The sequence below is a fragment of the Bradyrhizobium sp. DN3 genome, assembly GCF_041357655.1.
GTDB lineage: Bacteria > Pseudomonadota > Alphaproteobacteria > Rhizobiales > Xanthobacteraceae > Bradyrhizobium.
In genome coordinates this window covers 39164-54702 of record NZ_JAULLN010000007.1, presented here as the reverse complement: position 1 = coordinate 54702, position 15539 = coordinate 39164, and the positions used below count along the sequence as shown (strand labels likewise).

General features: G+C 57.8%; 7 protein-coding genes and 1 pseudogene. 3 read left to right on the top strand and 5 right to left on the bottom strand.

The genetic code is table 11. From position 1 onward, the window contains the following. Positions 1-492: 492 nt before the first annotated feature. Genes AAE027_RS12420 through AAE027_RS12405 form a run of 4 tightly spaced genes read right to left on the bottom strand, consistent with a single transcriptional unit; the run spans position 493 to position 12379 of the window. Positions 493-3063 carry a 3'-5' exonuclease gene (locus AAE027_RS12420; RefSeq protein WP_370988294.1) on the bottom strand — a complete coding sequence of 857 codons (2571 nt, stop codon included), beginning with the start codon at positions 3061-3063 and terminating at the stop codon, positions 493-495. A 55-nt stretch (positions 3064-3118) separates the two neighbouring features. Further along, on the bottom strand, positions 3119-5959 hold the full coding sequence (locus AAE027_RS12415; RefSeq protein ID WP_370988293.1) for an ATP-binding protein: 2841 nt from the start codon (positions 5957-5959) through the stop codon (positions 3119-3121). 10 nt (positions 5960-5969) lie between these two features. Continuing rightward, positions 5970-8870 (bottom strand): DUF1156 domain-containing protein, encoded by a 2901-nt coding sequence (locus tag AAE027_RS12410; RefSeq protein ID WP_370988292.1) that lies wholly within the window; start codon positions 8868-8870, stop codon positions 5970-5972. Beyond that, positions 8867-12379: a helicase-related protein gene (locus tag AAE027_RS12405; RefSeq protein WP_370988291.1), complete on the bottom strand. Its 3513-nt coding sequence runs from the start codon at positions 12377-12379 to the stop codon at positions 8867-8869. Before AAE027_RS12405 ends, AAE027_RS12410 begins: the two co-directional genes overlap by 4 nt. A 545-nt stretch (positions 12380-12924) precedes the next feature. Between AAE027_RS12405 and AAE027_RS12400 the strand changes: the two genes are divergently transcribed. The 3 genes and pseudogenes from AAE027_RS12400 to AAE027_RS12390 form a co-directional block, all read left to right on the top strand. Beyond that, positions 12925-13482, top strand: coding sequence for an HD domain-containing protein (locus tag AAE027_RS12400; protein WP_370988290.1), 558 nt, complete (start codon positions 12925-12927; stop codon positions 13480-13482). Further along, on the top strand, positions 13442-13951 hold the full coding sequence (locus AAE027_RS12395) for an N-formylglutamate amidohydrolase (RefSeq protein ID WP_370988289.1): 510 nt from the start codon (positions 13442-13444) through the stop codon (positions 13949-13951). Before AAE027_RS12400 ends, AAE027_RS12395 begins: the two co-directional genes overlap by 41 nt. Then, positions 13860-14264, top strand: a pseudogene (locus AAE027_RS12390) (N-formylglutamate amidohydrolase); the annotation flags it as partial. The gene AAE027_RS12395 and the pseudogene AAE027_RS12390, both read left to right, overlap by 92 nt. A gap of 61 nt (positions 14265-14325) precedes the next feature. On the opposite strand, the gene AAE027_RS12385 reads toward AAE027_RS12390, so the two are convergent. Continuing rightward, positions 14326-15210 carry an ASCH domain-containing protein gene (locus tag AAE027_RS12385; protein WP_370988287.1) on the bottom strand — a complete coding sequence of 295 codons (885 nt, stop codon included), beginning with the start codon at positions 15208-15210 and terminating at the stop codon, positions 14326-14328. Positions 15211-15539 lie beyond the last annotated feature (329 nt).

The following is a 15539-nucleotide window of genomic DNA, read 5'->3' as shown; positions in this document are numbered from 1 at the left end:
GGCTTTGGAACACCCGACATCGTTCGACCTCTCGTTGCACGAAAGCGCGAGGATCAACGCCAACATTAACCCCGAGCTCGCGGTAATTCCGGAAAATGTTTAGCACCGCCTTATCAGCCAGGCTCCGAGTCCCCTTTTGCACGACTAAGATATTGAGGAAGGGCAGATTGTTCACAAGGCAGTAGTACGCCACTCGCTCAAGAGCGTTACCGACGGTCTTAAGCGAGAAGTTTGCCTTCCAAGGGTCCTTTCGGAAAGCCTCCCATATTTGGAGATACGTGACGAGCCCATCGTCCGACGTTCTTGAGAGCTCCAAGATCTTGCCTGCGACGTCGCGCGTCCCGAAGATACTGGGAGTACGTCTCTTCTGTTCTAAGCGAACCTCCGCAAGAGTAAACTGCCCCCCTTCCGTTTTATCGTATCGCTCGTAATTTGCCGCGAGCTGATTGAGTTGAGCTTCGGAGAGATCTTTAATCGACGTCGCCATTCTTCTCACACAGGAATAAAAGTATTTGTTTCAATTGTGCGAGCTATGCCTCTTAGCTCTTCCGCGATCGAAGGGCCCACGACCCGATCGCTTCGTCTGCCGGAATGCAAGTCATCCAAAAGCGACTTCATATCCGGCCATTTCAATCGACCGCCTGTACCCGCCGATCGCAAGCCCCGTCCATCCACTAGCTCAATGAGCTTATCTTGCGCATCGGAGGACAGACCGACGGCCTGCGAAGTATAGATGAACTCTCGCCCCGTAAGAGCTCTCAAATCTTCAACCTCTCTAATAGGCTCACACTCAGGCAACCTATCCGGAATTCCGCGCATTAATCCGGGCTCAAGGATTTCAACTTCTTCCCAAAAACCCGTGCCGATCGTGGTCGACACGGCTTTAATCCAAGCGCTAAGAGCGCCATGGAATGATAGAATTAGCTCCTTCTTAGCCCTCGTCATCGCGACGTAGAGCTTGCACGAAGTTCGGAACTCCTCTTCTTTCGGAGCGTCTCGTGGCGGCAGCACGCCCTCGGAGCACTGAACAATGATCAGCGTGTCGAACTCGTATCCTTTGGTTTGCTCAAGATCGCAAAATACGATTGGAGCTACGGCTGGACTGTACGTCCCGTCCAGAGAATCTACGCCATACTTCTCAGCAAACATGGCAATGTCTCGTGCCGAGAAGCCAGCAAATGCGACGCATGCAGATTTCGCGGCGTCGCCAACACGGGTCTCGGCGTACTTGTAGGCATACGCGATCTCCTCCTCTAGAGTGTTCGCTGCAAGAGCCATCGGAATAGGCCCGCTAAAATTCGCAAACTTCGGGTCTAAGATCTCGAGATCTTCGTCACCGATGATTTCGTCATGTAGATTATTCTTAAGCACGTCGTACGCTGCGCGCAGTATCTCTCTCGAATTTCGATAGTTTTGGCGGATGCGCTCTCGTGCTACGAGGGACACTCCGGCCTCCGAGAGCAAGCGATGTTTCGGCAAGATCGTTTGCGCAATGTCGCCGCAGAGGAAAATATCATTTTCACCCGGCGGAACCAGACGCCTTACAATACCAAGCTCGGTGGTGCCGAAATCTTGGGCTTCATCGACAAGGATGCTGGAATATTGGGGAACGATCTCGGCGAGATGATTGCTCAGGGCTGAAGTGAGGCCCAGATAGTCAATCACACCAACATCTCGCATTTTCCTCTCCCAGCCGACGAGCCCTAGCAGCACATCCTGCCTCCTCTCCTCGGCAATCGGAAACTTTCGGCCCTTCCGTTCCATTGTTAGGAAGGCTTGGCGGCTGTGCGGCTGCACCGCACTTCGAATCCAATCGAATTCTTCCCGAACATAAGTTTCCGCAGACACGCCTCGCGCGGTAATAGTCTTATGTACGGCGAGCAATGCGTCTGCATCGTTGTTGTTGGTCCAGCACCTGTAATATTCTCGGAACACCTCGTCCACATGCTCGCCCAACTTCCAGGTCACGTCCGCATAGAGCTTTTGATTGAGCGGCTCGAAGCTGGCTAACAGCTTCTGCGCTAACTCAAAAAACGAACTGACCTGAATTCGCGATCGGACCTCATCATCGGCGCAAGCGGCATCGATGAGCAAATTAAGCAAACCGGCCAGACTTCGATTCAGCGTAAGTACCAAAACATTTGATCCTGAGGACCGAGCTAGCCGAAGCGCACGGCGCACGCAGACGCAGGTCTTACCAGAACCGGAGACGCCGGAGAGCTGAGCAACACCGGGATAATCTTTGTTGACGACCTTCTCTTGCTCAGGATGCAAGTAAAGGAACCACTCGTACCAAGCGCTCTGTTTCTCGAAGGTTCGGAGCCAATCCTCGTATTCTGCGGATCCAATCCTAATTCGCCGAACATCTTCGCCGTCCAGAACCTCGATGCTCTCCAACGGGTCCCAATCCTCAAAGCTCTTAATACGCCCAATGCTGAGGTCAATGTGTGCTTGAGCACCATCGTAATTGCCTTCCAGTAACAACGCGAAGACGGCCTGCACCAAATCTCTTTTCTTTGGATCCTCGATGAGAGCAACTATCGAAATGAGCTGCTGAGGCGTGCTCTGCCCATCTAAAGCTTCAAGTTTTCTAGCGACGCTTCGCGACAGACCGTCCAGCACATAATCCATCTCATCGGTCCCGAGCCGCTCCGCAAGCGGCTGGTATTGATGATCCGCTTTGTGTTGACTTATGTGACGAGCGTCCCTGCCGACTCCTGGCACGAGAATTGTTCTACCATCTTTGATGCCGAACAACTGACCCTTGTGGCCATTCAACCACCGGTCAGCGTCCTCATGGTCGCCAACAAACAAGAAAAAGCAGGTATTGTTGGTCTGCTGGGTAACCAACCGCCAACTGTCATCAAGCCAGTATTTGACGCAACTTGGAATTCGACTCTCGCCATTGTTCGTGACAGGAATCCCGGAGAACGGATCTCCGTAGGCAATACCACCCAAGATCGCCTTCACTTTGTTTGCGATCTTTTGGCTTCTGCCGCCTGCCTGTATCGCTGCGCTTAGAGATCTATCGAAATCTTTTGTTGTGAAATAGGAGATGGCCATCACTTACAACCGACTATCGCTTTCTCTAGAAAACAGATGCCCGTAGGCTTCCCGATCACTCCCAATCCGCTGTTTTAAGTCCAAGACTGCGCGCGTTTTCGGAAACAGCTCGTTTGACGTTGTCACTCGCTCCGTCGGGAAAGTCGGCTGAAACCTCTACCGTGAGGCGAATGTGCGCGTTGGGATCCGACGCGAGCACGGACACGATCTCATCGGCAAGCTGCACCAGCCGCATCTTAGCGGTTGCCGCTGGAACGTCGGCAGTCCCGAAAAATGACTTCACTTTCGCCGCCACCGGGGTAAGCGGCTTTCCAGTTGGTTCGGAGACTCCACCAACAGGTGTTGCGCCGGGAACGGGGTACCCTGGGCCGGTGGTCGGAATTGCTGGGATCTCGCCAGTACCTGGTCCAGCGGGCTTTGATTTCACTTGGTTCGCTTCGTCATAAGCGCGCGCGGCCTCCGGCTCGATCAGAAGCAGCGTGTCATCGAAGACGACGTTGCCAACACCCAGCGCGAAGCCATCAAACTTGTCGTCCGTGTGGCCATAGGCCGTGCCGAAGAAATCCGTGGTCTTCGCGCCGGTATGGATCGCTTGCGCCAAAACCTCCTTCGATCTCAGTCGTGGCATGTAGAGGTATCGCAGCGTATCTTCAAAGAAAGCGCCAGCATTGGCGGTAATCTGCCCATTCTTCCAATAGAGTTCTTTGAGCTTCGCGCGTAGATGGATAGGTGACCACGCGATGATCACCAATTCGTTGTCGGTGCAAACTCGCTCGATCTCAGCGCCGGCCGCGCCGCCGGTCGTATTGAGGGCGAACGGCTCGATTCCGGGCTTGGGATCGGTCGGCGTATCCTGCACGGGGCAGAGAAGCCATTTGTAACATTCGCGCACGGCGCGCGGCAGAACGTCCTCGGCGCTCTTGAGTTCTTTTTCGGCCTGAGTCTTTTGCAAGAGGTCGATGTTGAGCCGGCCATCCTTCACATCATCGACGATCGACGCCCACGCGAGTGCGACTCGTGTTACATCGTTAAGTCTCGCAAGCGCACCGTGATCAGCGACAAGGAAGATCAGGCGGTTGCCGCGATAGCGGGGCTTTGCGCCATTCTTAGCGATGAACTCGAGAACGCAATCGAAAGCGGGACGGGTTTCATCCTTGGTGTACCAAGCCTCGGGCGGCAGGACGACCAGACGCAAGGCGCTATCGTCAGGCACGTCGCCATGGGGCGTGAAAATATGCAGGCCATCAAAGAACGACACGCTGCCGACGGCCTTTTTCACGGCCTCGGCAATTCGGCCGCGCACTTCGGTCTTGTCATCGAACCTTCGTTTGCGGTCTTCCATTTCGCGCCGAAGATTGGCGCGGGTATCGAACCAGAAGCGCGTTGCGTCCTGGCTCTTGTCGCCGGACGTGTTGAGGTAATGTAGCCGGTCTGCAAGGCGGCTGAGCGCGTCGGCGAAAACAGATGAAGTCTGTCCTGGCTGCAAGCAACCAAGAACGATGTGTGCGCGGTCAAGCCCGCGCACGGCGGCCTTGGACACGACGGACGACGGCGCGCTGCCGAGGAAGATGGTGCGCGCGATACGCCGCGCGGCGCCGACCTGGCCGAAGCGCGGCTCCCGGCTTTCAAGGGCGGTGGTTTCGGCGCGCTCGCCGTCGATGTCGCGCTCGATCACGGCATCCCAGCCAGCAGGCAGATAGTAAGTAAGTTCGTTACGGCTGCTGCCGTCATGCAACGGTAGGCTGCCGGGCATGATGAGAAGGTCTTTGTTGTCGTCTTTCCACAGGCGATAGATCACCTTAGCCATCAGCTTAAGGACGCCGCGCGTGCGCTGGAACCCGTCGATGGTAGTCCAGTCCTCATATAGCCGGTCAAAGACTTCGGGATGGATGGGATAGGCTTGTAACAGCCGCTCGCAGTAGCGCCGCTCCAGCGTCTCGGTGGGGAGCTTCACGCCTTCGGCGACATAGAGGTCGGCGAAGGCACGGCAGATTGCTTCGCGGGCCTTTTCATCGCGCACCGGCTCGAACAGCCGCCGCCGCACGATCTCGAACCCTTCCTCGGTGGCGACTGGCTTCCAAAGTGCCTGCACGCGGCCAAAGGTTTTTTCGAGAGCCCGCAGGGCGGCAACGCCGCGCTGGCTGCCAGCCTCAACATCGGACTCGGGCAGGGAGGCCAGCACGATGGCGCGCGGCGCTAGCTTGGCCGCTTCGGTAAGAGCCTGCACAAAAGATAGATTGCTGTCGTAGCTGCCCCCGCTGATTGCCTGCGATTCCGGGAACTGCCGGACATAGGCGACCAGCTCGTCGATCAAGACGACGCATGGCGCGTATTTTTCTAGCAGCGCCCGCAATACGTCCTTGCCAGGCGACGTGCCCGTGGCATCGGCGTCGGTAACAAGGGCAAACGCTTCGGCACCGCCGAGCTGCCACGCAAGTTCGCCCCAGATCGTCTTGACGGGCTGGCTGCCGCGCTTCCATGGCTGGCCGGGCGAGTGTGCGGTGCCGTCGAGCACTGCGACGCGCGCCTGCGGCACGTCCATCAACCCAGCCTTATCGACAAGAGCCGGAATGCCAGCAAGTTCAGAGATCGCACATTTGCGGGTGGCCAGATGATAGACCGCCAGCATCGTGTGTGTCTTGCCTCCACCGAACGCGGTTTGAAGTTGCACTACCGGCTCGCCGCCTTTGCCGGCAAGGCGCTGCGCGACCTGTGTTAGTAACAGCGCCATGCCTTCGGTTATAAAGGTGCGGTCGAAGAACGCGATGGCGTCCTGATATTCTCGGCTGGCCTTGCCGGTGGCGACCGCCGTGATGTCAGCGGCAAACTCCGATTGCTGGAACGTCCCCTCAAGAACATCTTGATGGGGGACAGCCACTTCCCTCCAAGGTTTCATGTCAGCCCCCTCAGCCGAACAGATCAGCCTGTTGCGCCTTCGGGGCCGCGGCGGCGGACTCGATGGCGCTCCAGCTTGTAACGATTTCATTGTAGGCGCGGGCATCCTCAGCCCAGCCCGCGCGCTCGCACAGCGTATAAAGACGATAGGCAAGCTGCCGCGTCGTCTCAGCCTTGGCCGCGACGGCGGCCATCAGCTTGCCCGCGCCGCTCTCGCCCTCTGCCCTGAACACCTGGATCAAGCGGTGCAGCGCTTCCCATACCGGCAGCCTGTCATCCTCGGCTGGATTCCAATCGGAATCGTATTCGCTCCACTTGAATAGACGCACGATGCCGCCAGAAGCGAACAGCACGCCCGACTGCTTCACGCCGTTAACGCTGGTGCCCTTGGCACGGGCCAGCGTGTCGGCCTCGCCGAACTTGCCTTCTTTCCATCCGTACTGCTCGAACCAGTGCAGGCAGAATTGGGTGTCGTGGTCGAAATCGTCCTCAGCCAGGAAGCGGTTGATAAGGCGCAAAGCGGTCTGCACGCTCATCGGCGTGCCGTCCGCTTCAAGCACGGCGGCGTACTTAGAAAATACCGACATGCCGGGGCCAATGATCGCCTGCGACAAATCAACCGGCGCCACGGGCGAGCGGTCATCGCCCGATCCACGCGTCATTTCGTCCAGCGCCTCGGGCAGGACCTGATTCAACTCGCGCAGAAACACGCGGCGCGAGATCGTTTCTGCCGTCGCCAGACGCGGACGGCAGACAAGGATGATGCTCGATGCAAGCGCGTTAGATTCCTGCCCGCGCATCCGGCTCCCCAACTCGGTACGCATCGGCCATGTACCTGTCAGGGCGAAGCCCGAGCGGACTACGGCATCGAGGAAAGTTTCCCAGCCGGTGCTCGAAGTGCCTTCGGTGGTTTCGGTTTCGGACTGCTTGAAGGCATAATAGATGGTGACGGGCGCAGACGGATGCGCCTGTCCACAAAGACGATGCATCGTATTGGTCATGCCGTCGAGGAAGAAGTTTTCTGCTGCGGTCTTGCCATGATGGCGGAGGGCATCCGCTACGAGTTCCTCTCCCTTTGGCACAGCGATGGTCACAAAGAGTTCAGGCTCAACCGAGCGCAAACTCCTACGCAGCCAAACATAAAAGAAATCTGAAAGGTCAGCGTAAGGTACGTTGTCGTAATAGGGTGGATCGGTGGACACTATCTTGTTCACACCTAACGTTTGACGAGCAGCATCGTCCTGAGAAGCAAAACTCGGAGTGGCCGTACTGCTCGCCATCAGAGCCTTGGCAACCAGATCAACTCCACCTAGGAAATTGCCCGAGGCATCGCCGAGAGGATTTGATTCGGCAAAATCCCACGTCATTGGCAAAGCCTGACGGCTAAAGGTATTGATGATCCCGCTTTGGGTCGGCGTTGGGTCCCAGCGACCGAGAGTCGAACCTCTATCTGCCACTTTGTCGAGCGCGAAGGCTAGATAGACCGACACCGCCTCCGCATACGCCCGTGAGCCTAGACCACCTGCCCCAAGCCTAACGTCGTTGTCATCTAAACCGGCCGCAATTGCGTCCTCAACAATTTTGTCTCTAACTTCAGTGACAAGATCGCTGAATGTAGTGAGTGCAACAATCTGGCGCTGAGTAAAGAGGGCACCAAAATTATCCAATCCGTAGGCCCAGGGCGTCATATGCCGCGAATTGTGCGCGAACGGAAGGTCGGGTCGCCAATCTGGATTTGCATTGGCCGCGACAGTTTCCTGTTCTTGTGAAGGCGGGAGATAGACGCGACGCCGATCCCCTTCGGCGACTACGGCCATAAGGCGGGTCCCCATACGGCCAGCGTTGGCTTCCTGCTTGACGTAATCTGCGCTGATCGGCGCTTGCGAGAGGACACATTGGAAGCTGCCGCGCCCGAGCTTCGCTCCGTCTTTAGCGCGCGCAGAAGGTTTTCCAATTTTCACAGAAAATCGGTAGCTGTCGCGGTTGACGATCGGTTCGATGTAAGCTTGTTGGCCTTCCTTGCTGGACAGCACGAAGGTCGATGCCAGAGGCACGTCAACATGGTGGAAGGCAGGGTTCGGGCTCTTGACCGTCCGCGTCCATATCCAAGCGATGACGGTGAGTTTCTTCTTGACGAGTGGCTTTAGATCAGGTCGCTGTTTGGCCATCTCGGCCGTGATCTCGACCGGCGGATAAAGGCTACCGATACGCTTTCGTGCTTCCTCGCGCATCCATTGACCATAGTGGCGCACGTCCTCGGCAAGGCCCTGCGCGCCGCTCCACTGCCTGCTCCATGAGTCCCGGCTGCTGCAGGCTTCCGGGTTCACAGGCGGACGGCCCGCAAACTTCGGCGGATACTCGATCATCGCCTTGTTAATAAGGACGGCGACGGGATTGAGGTCAGACGCATGGGCCTCCAGCCCAAGGCGCTGTGCCTCAAGCGGTAGCGCGCCACCGCCGGCAAACGGATCGTAGAACGCAGGTAGCTTGTCGGTATTGAAAAGCTCAGACGCCTGCGGATGGTCCTTGTTAAGGTCGCAGGTTTCGCGCCAAGACTTGCGGATTTCCGCACGGGCTCTCTCCAGGACCGTTTCGTTCGTGGTGCTTTCCCACTTCACAAGGTCTTTGATGATATCAAAGAGCCGTTTGCGGCTTGCTGCCCAACTAGCTTTCAGATTGTTGGGAGGAATTTCGCCGGGATGCTCAAGCTCCCATTTCCACGATGGATCGTTGGTCATCTGCGCGAAGATCACGGCGCGCGCCGCCGCCAGCGGTCGTCGCGCCCACCACAAATGCAATGTGCTGGGGTGGCCGTGCCGGATCGACTTCTCCCTCGCGGCCGCTTCGTTGATCGCGTCCAGCGGCAGCGCAACTTCGATCAGTTTCTTGGGAGTCTTCACCACAGCACTCATTGGGCTTCTGCCTTGGCGAGCAGGTCGCCCAGATTGTAGTTGACGGACGCAACGCCCCAGCTCGGTTCACGGTCAAAGGCGTTGCGAATGTAATGCGGGCCGTCGATCGTGTCGTCCTCGCCGACAAGGGCGACGGCGAGGACGAACTTGTCGCCCTGATTGAAGGCATAGAGCATTTCGTTACGGGTGACGGTGACAGTGCTGGCGCCCTTCACCCGGCCCTTCACCTCAATATGGCGCGGATCGGGTTGCCTGCCGTCGATGGCGGGCGGATATGAACTCAAGTCCCACCCGCACTTGGCGGCGGACACATCGACGACGCGGCAGCCTCGCGCTTCCTCAGCCTTCTGCACGGCATTCATGGCAAGCTGCTCGATGCGCGAGCGCGCCGCCGGATCGGCGGCGAACGTCGCGGCGGCTGGATCGACCGGTTCATCGCCACGGAGCTTATTCATCAGTCCAGCCGGAACGATCAAAGCCGCGCCCAGCACGACCGGGGTGCCATTGACGACATGGCGCATGGCCTGAAGCTCTTTCTTGCGGTTCTCAAGTCGGCTTTGCAGGTCGGCAAGCGTGCGTTCGACATTCTGAAGATTGAGTCGGACATCCTTGCCGGCCTCGCCATCTTCCTTGAGCTTGAGCCAGCGATCTTGCCAGAAGGCGATTTCCTTGCTCAGACGTTCGTGGACGGCGCTCAAGGTTTTCTCGACATGGGCGATGCGGCGCTGCGCCACCTCTCCGTAGTGCTCGGGCACCAGCGTCGTCGCGGCTAGCGATAAGGCTCGCTGTTCCTGGCCCGAGGCGAGCCACGATGCGTTGAGCGTATCCTTGAGCAAGGCGCGCTCACTGTCGGCCAGCGGCTCAAGATCGAGATGTGGTGCCCATCCAGCGAACTCGGCCTTGCCATCCGGCCCGACCCGCACGAATTGCAGCCGCTTCGACAACACAGTGCCGTCGCCGGATTTGATTTCATGGGTGAGAAGGAACAGCAGCGCGGGGTCGAGCCCTTCATCCGCAGGATCGACCAGAACGGAACCCTGCCGCAGCAGGTTGGCGTGCTGCTCTAGAATTATGTCCGACATGGCGAGCATGAGCGGATGGCCGGGGTGCATGAGAACCGCGCGCTCAAGCCCCGGCTTATCAAGCGGCTGGATGGCCTCGCGCTCGAAACAGATTCGGCTGTAGCGCCGCAGTACCGGCTCATGCTCGCGGCGGCTTCGCCCGGTGAGGCGTCGGTCGCGTTCGCGGATCGCCGCCGGGATGTGGGTGATCTCATAGCGACCGGCCTCGCGCGGATGCGTGGTGCCGCCAAGCGCGTCGAGCGCTTTGGTGAAGAAGGCGCGCACGAAGAAAGGCTGTAGGCGCCTTGCTTCGGCCTTTTCCATCTCCTCCTTCACGGCAAATAGCCGTTCGGGACTCATCGTTTCCTGCGCGAGCGCATTGCGGTCGAGCAACGATTTTAGGTGATCGCGGTCAAGAACCTGGTCAATCTTCTGCGTCAGGCGCTTGCGCACGTCGTCCCGGTCGCCGTAACGAATGGCGTCGATCAGAAGGTCCTTAAGGCTGGTACCCTCGAACACCTCGCCAAGAATGTCGAACACGCGGCCCTTGAGAGCATCACTCTCAACTCTGAGTTTTTCGAGGAGGCGATGATAGACAGCTCCCTCACGGGTTTCCTTGGCCACGAGATTCCACAGGTGACAGACCTCGGTTTGCCCGATGCGGTGGATTCGGCCGAAACGCTGCTCCAGCCGGTTCGGGTTCCACGGCAGATCGTAATTGACCATTAGATTCGCGTTCTGAAGGTTCACGCCTTCCCCGGCTGCGTCGGTCGCCACCAGCACGCGCACATCGGGATCTGATCGGAATAGCGCCTGCAATCGGCGGCGCTCGTCGCGATGCGTCCCTCCATGAATGGTGACTATGGCATCTGGATTGCCAAGCACGCCAGCAATCTTGATCTGTAGGTAGTTCAGCGTATCGCGGTGTTCCGAAAAGATGATGATCTTGCGCTGCCGCCCTGAAGCATCATGCATTTCGGGATTGTTCTGCAAAATTTTGGACAGCTCGTCCCATTTGCGATCCTGCCCCGAAGCGACCAGGGCTTTCGCCTGCGCCTCAAGGCCATTGAGGATAATGATCTCGGCTTCAAGCTCGGCGACGGTCTTTGCCGCTGTCGCCTCGTCGATCAAATCTTCTTCAAGCGTTTCCTGTTCTTCGGCGCTCAGATCGTCATCATCTTCGGGAACATCGGCAAGGGTTTCAGCGATAGGCTGGCGGCCCTTGATGCCCAGCTTTAGTTCTTGCAGCCGGTTCACAAGTCGCTCGCGGCGGCGCCTGAGCGACTGGAAGATCGCCTCGGGACTAGAGGCAAGACGCCGTTGTAGGGCTGTTAACGCAAAGCCGACAGAACCCTTGCGCGCGCCTTCAAGCTGGTCGGCCTTGCCCATTTCGGTCTGCACATAGTCGGTGACGGCCTCGTAAAGCGCGGCTTCAATCTGCGAAAGGTTGTAATTGACCGTGTATGCCTTACGCTCAGGGAACAGCGGCGTCCCATCGAATTTGACAAGTTCTTCCTTTACCATGCGACGCATGAGATCGGACGGATCTACCTTATGTACACCGTCCCGGAATTTTCCGTAGAACCGATCCGAATCTAAAAGCGACATGAAAAGCTGGAAGTCTTCTTCCTTGCCATTGTGGGGCGTGGCTGTCATCAGCAGCAGATGCCGAACGCGAGTGCCCAGCTTCTCGGCAAAGCGAAAGCGCCCCGTCTTCTCAAGCTTGGAGCCGAAATAGTGTGCTGATAACTTGTGCGCTTCGTCGAATACAGCCAGGTCCCAGCCAGGAGCGCAGAGTTTGTCCTGTAGGTCTTCATTACGAGAAATTTGATCGAGGCGGACGATCAAACGAGGATAGTCCTCAAACGGATTGCCGCTCGGCGATGTCTGTTCCAGAAGGTTGGAGTAGACATGAAACTCCAATCCAAACTTTTCAAACAGCTCGTCGCGCCACTGCTCAACCAAGCTGCCTGGGGCGACAATGAGAATACGGTGCGAGTCCGCTCGCATGATGAGCTCGCGGATATAAAGCCCGGCCATGATGGTTTTGCCGGCGCCGGGGTCGTCTGCGAGCACGTAGCGCAGCGGCTGGCGCGGCAACAGTGACTCGTAAACGGCGGTGATCTGGTGCGGCAACGGCTCGACGTTCGAACTGTGCACCGCCATCATCGGATCGAAAAGGAAAGCGAGGTCGATCCGCTTGGCCTCGCATGCCAGTTGAAATGCCCCGCCATCGCCGTCAAAGGAGAACGGGCGCTCGGCGCTCGCAATTGCAATTGTCGGTTCGTCAGCTCGCCCGAGCAGCCGTTCCTTCATCGCGCCATTAGGCGTACGGTAAATGAGCTGCACGGAGCCCTCGGCGAGCGGGACCAGGGCCACTATCGAAACAACTTCCGTCGGCTCAATGCCTGAGAGGCTCTGCCCTAGGGCCAATTCTTCAAGTTTCATTGCCGCAATACCGCCTCCAGACCAATTTGCCCGCCCCACTCAAATCGACTTACATGCTGACGCCTGTAATAAAGCCAGCCTAAGAAGGCTTGTACAATCAACGGTAGAGGAAACATTAGGATCAGGAAAGCCGGGCCGGAATGGTACTTTTGGATATCTGGTCGTCGCGAAAGAGTTATGCAGCAGGACCACCTTCACCTGAGGTGGCCTCAAATCACCTAAAATGTTCGCGCAATACTCCGGCGTCATGATCGACAGCCTGGCGCGCTCAGTTCGATGCCAAGAGTTGCTCGTCATCGAGGATTCTGCAAGACCACGGATCGAAAGGCACGCTTCAGTTGCCGTTGGGTGCTTGCTCCCCCGTAAAACCCCGGGCTTCGGGGTGGTAAGCTCCTGAAGCCGTTTGTTATCGTTGGCCATACTTCTTATGATTCGTATTGTTGCTTAGGCATTCTTTGAGTGACACGCAGTGAGCTGCAGGTCAACGCGCCGAAGGGCGAAGTTACTACGGCCCAACCTATCCAGCTCGAGGTTACAGGTTCACCATGAAGGACTGGACTACGGTATTGAAAGCTGCTGACGCTGCAGCGCGGTGGCATGTTCACCAGCGAAGGAAAGGTGCAGCTCAAGAGCCCTATATGAACCACTTGCTCGAGGTCGCAAGCCTCGTCGCTGATGCGACCCATGGTCAAGATCCTGAGCTGGTCATTGCAGCGCTTTTGCATGATGCCATCGAAGACCAGGGGGTTCCCTCCGAACTCATTGCGCGGGAGTTCGGCAACAAGGTTGCCGAGATCGTTGTGGAAGTGACCGACGACAAGTCGCTGGACAAGGCGGAGCGGAAGCGGCTTCAGGTCGAGCACGCGCCCCAAAAGAGTAACGCAGCAAAGATCATCAAGCTCGCAGATAAGACCAGCAACGTGCGCGCAATTGCATTTGCGCCCTCTCCCGACTGGTCAGTCAAACGCCGACTCGACTATATCGACTGGGCCAAGAAAGTCGTTCAGGGGTTGCGCGGCACCTCTCCGTGGCTAGAGGCGCAGTTCGATCGCGCCGTAGAGGATGCTGAACGTTCGTTGGCCGTTCCCAGATCTCGGACTTGATGACTGCGGGGGCATGCCATCGCCAAATCTCGTCCTTCATATCCCCCATAGCTCCCGACTGATTCCGCCTGAGGAAAGGGCCCAGCTTACTCCGGACGACCGAACGTTGGTCACGGAGTTGCTTCGCATGACCGATGCATTCACGGATGGCCTGTTCGCCCCCACCCCTTTTGAAGCTGCGCGGGTGGTCTTTCCCGTCAGCCGACTTGTCTGCGACGTCGAACGATTTCCTGACGACTCCGACGAGCCTATGGCCTTGCGCGGCATGGGTGCCGTCTACGTAAAGACCACGAATGGACAGCCCCTGCGCGAGCACCTGACGGCGGCCGAGCGAGTTCGGGTGATCGAGACCTGGTACCGCCCCCCATCATCAGAAGCTCACAGAGGCGGTTGTGCAGCCGATTGTCGAGGGGAGGAGTTGCATCATCGTCGATTGCCACAGCTTCTCGTCGCGACCTCTGCCGCATGAACCCGACCAGGACCCGGCCCGACCGGATATTTGCATCGGAACGGACGCATGGCATACGCCCGCCCGACTCCGCGATGAATTGGTTGCCGCAGCATCCGCTGCCGGATTTTCCGTGCTTATCGATCGCCCCTTCGCCGGCGCGCTGGTTCCTGCGAAGTATTATCGGCGCGAGCCAACGGTGCGAGCCGTAATGGTTGAGATCAATCGACGGCTCTACATGGACGAACAAACCGGCGAGCGACTGCCGAACTTCGGAGAAATCAGGCAGGCCGTTTCGGAGATGCTGGCGGTGGTAGGGCAGTATTCGCAGTGAGGGAGCCCCGACTTGGCTTCGTCCTGCCCGACCCAACAATATTGTTTGAACACGGTTGTTGTCAGGCATCCGTTACTTTCGTGATCTCGTAACGATACGGCGCGGTGTTGCTCAGATGAATAGAGTCACCTTCCTTCACGCCTGCACGGGTGAAGAAATCACCAACAGGGCCACGCGCGCGGAGGATGCGCTTCGTTCGATCAATGTCGGTCTCGACAGTGCTGCCGGGATTGAACGTGACCGAGATCGTACGCGAGGCCAAGTCCGTTTTGTTGCTGCCTCCGATCGCGTCGGCGGGAAAGAAATCGAGCGGGAGATAAATGTGCTTGTTCCGGACGTTGCCGCCCGTGACCCTAACAAGTCGGCTCGTCACTGATGCCGGTTCATGTAACGGAAGCCCCTTCTCGGCTCCGGGAGTGGGTTGCGGTTTGCTCGGCTCAGTGGGCGCCCATGGCTGTAGCCACGACACCGCCCGGCGCAACAATGATGGTCGGCGAGTTCTTTCGTCGTTCAGGCCCACTGAATGCGTCTCTATAGGGATGTCCTGCCTTTGGTCTGGCAAGCCGATTTGGGCCTCCACAGCGCGAATCACGGCAATGTCCAAATTGACCCAAATTACCGCTCCGGACGGATGTTTGTAGGACACGGGACTAACCAGCGGCTTGGCGTTAGCCAAGACCCAGGGCGTCTGCCACCCATCTGCAAACGCCTGGCCTTGGCGCTCAGGAGGAATGCGGTGGCTCAATTCAGCTTCGCGATAAGCCGACAATGACGAAAGCGGGCTGAGCGAGTCAACGATATCCGCGATCCCGACAACCTGACCACTACCTTTGCGGATAAGCGCGATGCGGCCGCGATGGTGACAAGCCGTCTTGCGCATTTCCCAAGTCTTCTTGCCCGCCAAGATCAAGCTGATCCACGGTTCGTCTATGATCAAACCTTTCATGCCCCAATTTTCTCCCAAACCGATGTGCTCCCGTCTGATCCGATCTGTATTGACCCGCGCAACCTAGCCATTCAGTTTGCCGCTTGGGAAACACTTAACTTGAGTGACAGACATTGAGCAGGGGATTGGGGCGGGTCGCCCTGGGGCTGAAGCAGCTATTCGAGAAACACCCAACAAAGTCGTTCTCAACGTCCGAACTTTGCCGAGGTGTATATCTAGGAGAGCTGGTGCAGAAGAAGCACAGGGTCGCCGTGCTACGCGCGCTGCAAACATTGGTGAGACGAGAGAGCCTTGAGATCTGGCGCCTCGAGCTCGGCCACGAGAAGACT